The organism is Nocardiopsis yanglingensis (assembly GCF_045809185.1).
Classification (GTDB): domain Bacteria; phylum Pseudomonadota; class Gammaproteobacteria; order Xanthomonadales; family Xanthomonadaceae; genus Stenotrophomonas; species Stenotrophomonas yanglingensis.
The window spans coordinates 49,391-56,295 of sequence record NZ_JBJNRH010000018.1 but is presented as its reverse complement, the minus strand read 5'-3'; the positions used below and the strand labels follow the sequence as shown (position 1 = coordinate 56,295).

Here is a 6,905-nt window from a genome sequence, read left to right as displayed (position 1 = left end):
GGGGGGGGGGGCCCCCCCCCCCCCCCCGGGCGGCGGGCGCCCCCCCCCCCCCCCCCCCCCCCCCCCCCCCCCCCCCCCCCCCCCACCCCGCCTTCGACAGATGGCCGCGATCTGCCGGAACGATGCATTGCCCTGGTGGGTGTCGACCTGGGTCGACACGGTAGATCCACGCCATGCGTGGATGACTCATTCGATATCTGACAGATGTGTCGACCAAGGTCGACACCTACCAACAGCCGCGGAAATCTGTCAGAGGCGGGGCGGTGTCGGATTGCGGGGTGTCAGCCGCATGGATGCGGCTGCCAAGCCTACAAGGACGTACTTGCGGCGTCCCCGCACTCCGACACCGCCCCGCCACCCCACGGAATGCCAGCTTTTGCTGTTGCTGTTGCCTTGGCTTGAAGGCTTCGGCAGGTGCAGGGCTGCAAGCCCTGCCGAACAACCTTTACCTCAACTGGCTGTCCTTGCTGCCACGCCGGTTGTAGCCGGCATGCGCCTGCGCTTCATCGTCCAGCGCCTGCTGGCACGCCACGCACAGCCGAACCCCAGGCACGGCCTGGCGCCGCGCCAATGGAATCGGCGCGTCGCATTCCTCACAGTGTTCCAGACCCGGCCCCTGGCGCAGCTGGCGCCGGGCACGCGCAATCGCATCGTCGACGGTGGCGTCGATCTGCTCCTGGACCGCGCCGTCTCCCGCCCAACCGGTGGCCATGGCCATCCTCCGCAGGTGTGTCGCCTGATATGGGGACGATACACCCGCGCACAAAGGAGCTGACCCGTGTTGAGCCGAGCCATGCCCGGTGGACCTTCAGCAAGCTGAGCAAGGGCAGACGGATCCGATCAGGTCAATCGCGACTTAATCCCCTCCGTCCCCTTTTTGCTTACCAGACCAGGTCGTCCGGCACCTGGAACTGGGCGTAGTAGGCGTCGTCCTCGGCGTTGCCGGTGGAGATCTCGGTGGTCGAGCCTGGCTGGCCGTGGTCGACGATGATCGCTTCCGGGGCGCGTTCACGCACCTTCTCGGCGGCGGCACGCGGCAGCAGGGCGTAGCCGTCGCCATGGGCGACGATGACCAGCACGCCCACCGACAGCGCCTTGCGCAGCTTGGGGTCGATCAGCAGGGTGCGGATCGCCGCGCCATCGCTGAAGCGGTACTCGTCGTCGCCCTTGTGGGGCACGGCATGGGCGGTGATGATCTGCTTGGCCTGCGCCTTCTGTTCAGCCAGCTTGGCCTGGGCGTTGCGCTCGGCAGCCAGCGCGCGGTCGCGCTCGACTTTCTCGGCACGGGCCCGTTCAGCCTCGCGCTGCACGTCGGCCGAGGTCGATTCGGCCTTGCCCTGGCGGGCCTTGGCCTGCGCGCTCGCGGCAGCGCTGGCCTGCGACTTCTTGGCCAGGCCGGCCTTGAGCAATTGTTCCTGCAGCGCGTTGGGCTTTGCCATGGTCGATGCGTACCGCGTGTAATCTTGGATGCTCCATTCTACCGACGCCCCGCCGCCCCTGCATGGCAGTCCTGAAGTACCTCACCGGCTATCCCGAACCCCTGGTCGCCCAGGTCAGCGACCTGCTGGCGCAGGGCAAGCTCGGCCCCTGGCTGCAGCAGCGCTACCCCGACCCGCACGAGGTGCGCAGCGACCGCCAGCTGTACGACTACACGCAGGACCTGAAGGACCGCTACCTGCGCAAGTCGGTGCCGCTCAACAAAGTCTGCTACGACAACACGCTGGAAGTGATCAAGCACGCACTGGGCACCCATACCGCCATCTCCCGCGTACACGGCGGCCGCCTCAAGGCCAGCCGCGAGATCCGCATCGCCACCGTGTTCCGCCAGGCACCGGCAGCGTTCCTGCGCATGATCGTGGTGCATGAACTGGCCCACCTGAAGGAAGCCGACCACAACAAGGCCTTCTACCAGCTGTGCCAGCACATGGAGCCGGACTACCTGCAGCTGGAGTTCGATACCCGCCTGTACCTGACCGAGCTGGCCAACCGCGGCCAGCGCTGACCGGCCGCAGCAGCTACACTGCGCGCCCCCTGCCTGACCTTTCCGCCATGGAACCGATCCGTCTCGACAAACGCCTGTCCGCCCTGCTCGGCATCCCGCGCGGCGAAGCGCGACGCTACATCGAAGGCGGCTGGGTCACGGTCAACGGCGACGTGGTGGAACAGCCGCAGCGTCCGGTCGATGACAGCGCCGAGATTGTCGTGGCCGAGCAGGCCAGCGATGAAAAGGCCGAGCGGGTCAGCATGCTGCTGCACAAGCCTGCCGGCGTTGCCGCTGAAACCCTGTGTGCGCTGGTCAGCAGTGGCAGCCGCAGCGAACTTGATGCCAGCGACATCCGTCCGCTTCAGCGTCACTTCCACGGCCTGCAGCTGGCCGCCTCGCTTCCGGCCAGCGACAGCGGCCTGGTGGTGGTCAGCCAGGATCCGGCCACGCTGGCCCATCTGCAGCGCAATCTGGGCCGCACCGAACAGGAATACCTGATCGAAGTGGCCGAAGGCGGCCCCGAGCGCGGGCCGTGGCTGATGGCGCGGCTGCAGCAGGAATCGGGCGGCGCCAAGGTCAGCTGGCAGAGCGAGCAGCGCCTGCGCTTCGCCGGCAAGGGCCTGACGGCCAAGGGTCTGCGCGTGGCGGTTACCGCTGCCGGCCTGCAGGTGACGGCCGTGCGTCGGCTGCGTATTGGCCGCGTGGCACTGGGACCGCTGCCTGCGGGGCAGTGGCGTTACCTGGGCAGCGACGAGCGGTTCTGACCCTTCAACCCCCGGGGTCGGATCCCTTTCCGCGGGAAAGGGCTCTGACCCTATCCACCCATGGTGTGCATCCACAGCAATGGGTCTGTCGGCTTTCATCCACGCACGGCGTGGCTCTACCATCGGGGCATGAGCCTGCCCAAGCCCCTGTGGCGACGCCTGCTGCGCGTCGCTGCAATCATCCTCGCCGCGCTGTTGCTGCTGGTCCTGTCCGGTCTGCTGCTGGCCGACCACCTCACGCCGCAGGCTCAGGGCGCACCCTCGCAGGTACTGCCACTGCAGCGGGCGCAGACCCGTATCGACCAGCAGATCGTGCCCTTGCAGGAGGCCCATCCGGGGCAGTCCGGCGTGGCCTTCCTCAGTGATGGCATGGACGCCTTCGCCGCACGCGCGATGATCACCACGCACGCAGGCCGCAGCCTGGACCTGCAGTACTACATCTGGCACGACGACCTGATCGGTCACCTGATGGCCAAGGCACTGTACGACGCCGCCGAGCGCGGTGTGCGCGTGCGCATCCTGCTTGACGACATGAACGCCAAGGACAAGGACGCGCTGATGATGGCGCTCGATGCGCACCCGAACATCGAGATCCGCCTGTACAACCCGTTCCGCAACCGCAGCGGCATCGCGCGCACGCTGGAGCTGGTGCAGCGCGCTTTCAGCGTGAACCACCGCATGCACAACAAGAGCTGGATCGCCGATGGCCGCATCGCCATCGTTGGCGGCCGCAACATCGGCGAGGAGTACTTCAGCGCACGCGACGATGTGAACTTCCAGGACCTGGATCTGGTGGTGGCCGGCCCCGCCGTGCAGCAGGCCAACCAGATCTTCGACGACTACTGGAACAGCAGCGCGGCGATCCCGATTTCCGCACTGGCCTCGTACACCGATGCGCAGTTGCAGCAGCTGGTGCGGCAGTCGGACCTGGATGCCATGCATGCCAAGGCACAGCCCTACCTGCAGCGCGTGGCCGAATCACGCGCCCTGCAGCGACCCAGCCCGGAGCCGCTGCACTGGAGCGCGAACGTACGCATCGCTTCGGATCCGCCGATGAAGCACCGCGATGACGATCGCCGCGACTGGCTGGTCAACACCCTCAGCGAGGAACTGCGCAGCACCCGCCGCAGTGCGCTGCTGATCTCGCCCTACTTCGTGCCCGGCAACGATGGGGTCGAGGCGCTGTCGGCGCTGGCCGCGCGCGGCGCGCAGGTGGGCGTGGTCACCAATTCGCTGGCCGCCAACGACGTGGCGGCGGTACACGGCGGCTACATGGGCTACCGGGTGCCGCTGTTGAAGGCCGGCGTGCAGCTGTACGAACTGAAGGCGCACGGCCAGCCGGATACCAGCCTGTTCGGCAGCAGCGGCGCCAGCCTGCACACCAAGGCGTTCGTGGTCGATGATCGCCGCGGCTTCGTCGGCTCGTTCAACCTCGACCCGCGCTCGGCCTACCTCAATACCGAGATGGGCGTGTTGTTCGACGACCCGGTGCTGGGGGCGCAGCTGCGCGTTGAATACCTGCGCCTGGCCGGCCCAGAGCACAGCTGGTGGCTGGCGCTGGGGCGCAATGATGACCTGCGCTGGCTGGAGCGCCAGCCACCGCCGCACTGGGTGGAGGCCGAACCCGGGGCCAGCCTGGGCAAGCGCTGGACCGCACGGGTGATCAGCTGGCTGCCGGTGGAATCGCAGTTGTAGCGCTCAGGGCGCTGCACCGGCCGGGTCCTGTCCGGCCTCATCCAGCGTTTCCACACTGCGCCCGTGCAGGCGCCGCCAGATCCAGCGCAGCGCATGCGGCGGCGCCGACGGCAGTTGTTCAAGCAGGGCCAGCATGCGGCTCTGGCTGGCGTGGCCATGGCGGCACAACAGACTGGCAGCGGCCGCAGCGCTGCCTAGACGCAGGCTGTCGGCCAGCGGGCCCTCGGCCTCCGGCAACAGCGCCTGATGCACCGGCTCGGGCAGCTCCCAGGCAGCCGCCACCCGTTGTGCCAGGGGCAACGACCACTGCTGGAGCAGCTGCAGGGCCAGCGCCGGCTCCACGGCTTCACCGCGCGCCTGGGCTTCCTGCAGCAGCTGGCGCATCACCAGCGCAGACCCCAGGCCCTGCACCAGTCCCAGCCACTGCGCGGCGAAGGCATCACCAAAGGTAACCGTGCGTGCGTGGTCTGCGGCCGCGCGCGAGGCCAGCAGTGCGTGCTCCCAGATGATCGTGCTGAACTGCGGAAACACCTCGCACTGCACCTGCATCACCGGCTGCACCAGCACCGCGCTGATGATCTGGCGCACGCCCTCGGTACCGACCAGGGTCACCGCCCGCTGCAGGCTTTCGACCGGGCGCTCATGGACCTTGTAGGCCGGGCTGTTGGCGATGCGCAGCAGGTTGCCGGTCAGCACCGGGTCCTGGCCGATGATCGCGGCCATCACCCGCGCGGAGGCGGCGTCGTCGTTGACGGTCTGGATCAGCTGCGGCAACAGCTGCGGACGCCGGGGCAGGTGCCGGGCCGCCCAGTCGCGGTCCTGCAGCGCGCGTGCCACCGCGTCCCCCAACGCCGGATCCTGTACCGGCGTCGGCTCACCGGCCAGTCGTGGATACAACGCCAACGCGTGCAGGCCGCGCTGCAGATGCGCGGCGATCTCCGCAGACGGCAGGGCCTCACCCTGCAGGCTCGCGGCAGCTGCCGCCACTGCCTGTCGCGATACAGCCGCCAAGCGGGACGGCGCAGCCTCGGTCGAGCGTGCCAGCCAGCCACACAGTAGTCGCCACCAGGCCGGCCTCATCGCCGCCCGCCCTGTCGTTGTGGAGCCCTTGCCGTCACTGACTGCCCTGCCTCTTCACACGAATCCGGCCACCCGCCGTCGTCGCAGCATCGGCCGCACTTTCATCTTCTTTAACCGGAAGGCCGCCGATGTCGACGGCAACGGCCGGGGGAATGGACTAGAATGGCGCCGCGCGACCCGTCACCCTGCACCGACGACGTCGCTTTTTTTGTTTTTGGGACCCTACCGTTCACTGGCCGTTCGCTGCAGTTCGCCGCTGTTCGCGCCATCGGAGACGCCATGCTATTCGAAACCCTCGCCACCACCGGCCACGAACAGGTGGTGTTCTGCCACAACCACGATGCCGGCCTGCAGGCGATCATCGCCATCCACAACACCACCCTGGGCCCGGCCCTGGGCGGCGTGCGCATGCGCCCCTATGCCAGCACCGACGAGGCGCTGGCCGACGTGCTGCGGCTGAGCCGGACGATGACCTACAAGAATGCGCTGGCCGGCCTCAACGTGGGCGGCGGCAAGGCGGTGATCATCGGCGACCCGAAGGTGGACAAGACCGAGGTGCTGTTCCGCGCCTTCGGCCGTTACGTTGACTCGCTGGGCGGGCGCTACATCACCGCCGAGGACGTCGGCACCGACGTCAACGACATGGAGAACATCTACCTGGAAAGCCAGTTCGTGACCGGCGTGCACCAGGTCCATGGCGGCTCCGGCGATCCGGCCCCGTTCACCGCCTACGGTGCGCTGCAGGCGCTGATGGCGGCGATGCGCTTCAAGTTCGGCCATGAGGAAGTGGGCAAGACCAGCATCGCGGTGCAGGGCCTGGGCCACATCGGCATGGAACTGGTCAAGCTGCTGCGTGACCGCGGCGCCAAGCTGTATGTCACCGACCTGGACAGCGCGTTGGTTGATCGCGCGGTCAGCGATTTCGGCGCCGAAGCGGTCAAGCCGGACGAGATCCACGAGGTGAACGCCGACGTGTTCGCACCGTGTGCGCTGGAAGGCGCCATCAACGCCGACACCCTGCCGCGGATCAAGGCGAAGATCATCTGTGGCACCGCCAACAACCAGCTGTCGAGCCTGGAAATCGGCGATGAGCTGCACGCGCGCGGCATCCTGTATGCGCCGGACTATGCGGTCAACGCCGGCGGCGTGATGAACGTGTCGCTGGAGATCGATGGCTACAACCGCGAACGCGCGATGCGCCTGATCCGCAGCATCTACCACAACCTCACCCGCATCTTCGAACTGTCGCAGCGCGAGAACATCGCGCCGCAGCGTGCAGCCGACCGCATGGCCGAAAGCCGCATCCTGTCGATCGGCAAGCTGAAGATGCCGCTGGGCCGCAGCACCCCGCGCCTGGGCAACCTGCGCGGCGGTTGAACCTG

At 67.9% G+C, this 6,905-nt stretch carries 7 protein-coding genes; 4 read left to right on the top strand and 3 right to left on the bottom strand.

Going from position 1 to position 6,905, the window contains the following annotated elements; translation table 11 throughout:
- Positions 1-445: 445 nt before the first annotated feature.
- Both ACJ7C5_RS18815 and ACJ7C5_RS18810 read right to left on the bottom strand, forming a co-directional pair.
- Positions 446-712: a DksA/TraR family C4-type zinc finger protein gene (locus tag ACJ7C5_RS18815; protein WP_412704763.1), complete on the bottom strand. Its 267-nt coding sequence runs from the start codon at positions 710-712 to the stop codon at positions 446-448.
- Between the two features lie 169 nt (positions 713-881).
- Complete coding sequence (locus tag ACJ7C5_RS18810; protein ID WP_412704762.1) at positions 882-1,439, bottom strand: DUF2058 domain-containing protein; 558 nt, start codon at positions 1,437-1,439, stop codon at positions 882-884.
- Positions 1,440-1,501: 62 nt separating this feature from the next.
- Between ACJ7C5_RS18810 and ACJ7C5_RS18805 the strand changes: the two genes are divergently transcribed.
- From ACJ7C5_RS18805 to ACJ7C5_RS18795, 3 genes are all read left to right on the top strand, one after another.
- The gene (locus ACJ7C5_RS18805; protein ID WP_010482861.1) at positions 1,502-2,002 is read left to right on the top strand and encodes a M48 metallopeptidase family protein; all 501 of its coding nucleotides are present in this window, start codon (positions 1,502-1,504) and stop codon (positions 2,000-2,002) included.
- Between the two features lie 47 nt (positions 2,003-2,049).
- Positions 2,050-2,748, top strand: coding sequence for an RNA pseudouridine synthase (locus ACJ7C5_RS18800; protein WP_412704761.1), 699 nt, complete (start codon positions 2,050-2,052; stop codon positions 2,746-2,748).
- A gap of 129 nt (positions 2,749-2,877) precedes the next feature.
- On the top strand, positions 2,878-4,443 hold the full coding sequence (locus ACJ7C5_RS18795; RefSeq protein WP_097049392.1) for a phospholipase D family protein: 1,566 nt from the start codon (positions 2,878-2,880) through the stop codon (positions 4,441-4,443).
- A 3-nt stretch (positions 4,444-4,446) separates the two neighbouring features.
- Here the strand turns inward: ACJ7C5_RS18795 and ACJ7C5_RS18790 are convergent, their stop codons facing one another.
- The gene (locus ACJ7C5_RS18790; protein ID WP_412704760.1) at positions 4,447-5,430 is read right to left on the bottom strand and encodes an HDOD domain-containing protein; all 984 of its coding nucleotides are present in this window, start codon (positions 5,428-5,430) and stop codon (positions 4,447-4,449) included.
- Between the two features lie 372 nt (positions 5,431-5,802).
- Between ACJ7C5_RS18790 and ACJ7C5_RS18785 the strand changes: the two genes are divergently transcribed.
- The gene (locus ACJ7C5_RS18785; protein WP_093999762.1) at positions 5,803-6,900 is read left to right on the top strand and encodes a Glu/Leu/Phe/Val dehydrogenase dimerization domain-containing protein; all 1,098 of its coding nucleotides are present in this window, start codon (positions 5,803-5,805) and stop codon (positions 6,898-6,900) included.
- The last annotated feature ends 5 nt before the right edge of the window (positions 6,901-6,905 follow it).

Excerpts from the sequence above, each read along its gene's own strand:
- ACJ7C5_RS18815 (WP_412704763.1), bottom strand. The coding sequence starts at position 712 with ATGGCCACCGGTTGGGCGGGAGACGGCGCGGTCCAGGAGCAGATCGAC.
- ACJ7C5_RS18810 (WP_412704762.1), bottom strand. The coding sequence starts at position 1,439 with ATGGCAAAGCCCAACGCGCTGCAGGAACAATTGCTCAAGGCCGGCCTG.
- ACJ7C5_RS18805 (WP_010482861.1), top strand. The coding sequence starts at position 1,502 with ATGGCAGTCCTGAAGTACCTCACCGGCTATCCCGAACCCCTGGTCGCC.
- ACJ7C5_RS18800 (WP_412704761.1), top strand. The coding sequence starts at position 2,050 with ATGGAACCGATCCGTCTCGACAAACGCCTGTCCGCCCTGCTCGGCATC.
- ACJ7C5_RS18795 (WP_097049392.1), top strand. The coding sequence starts at position 2,878 with ATGAGCCTGCCCAAGCCCCTGTGGCGACGCCTGCTGCGCGTCGCTGCA.
- ACJ7C5_RS18785 (WP_093999762.1), top strand. The coding sequence starts at position 5,803 with ATGCTATTCGAAACCCTCGCCACCACCGGCCACGAACAGGTGGTGTTC.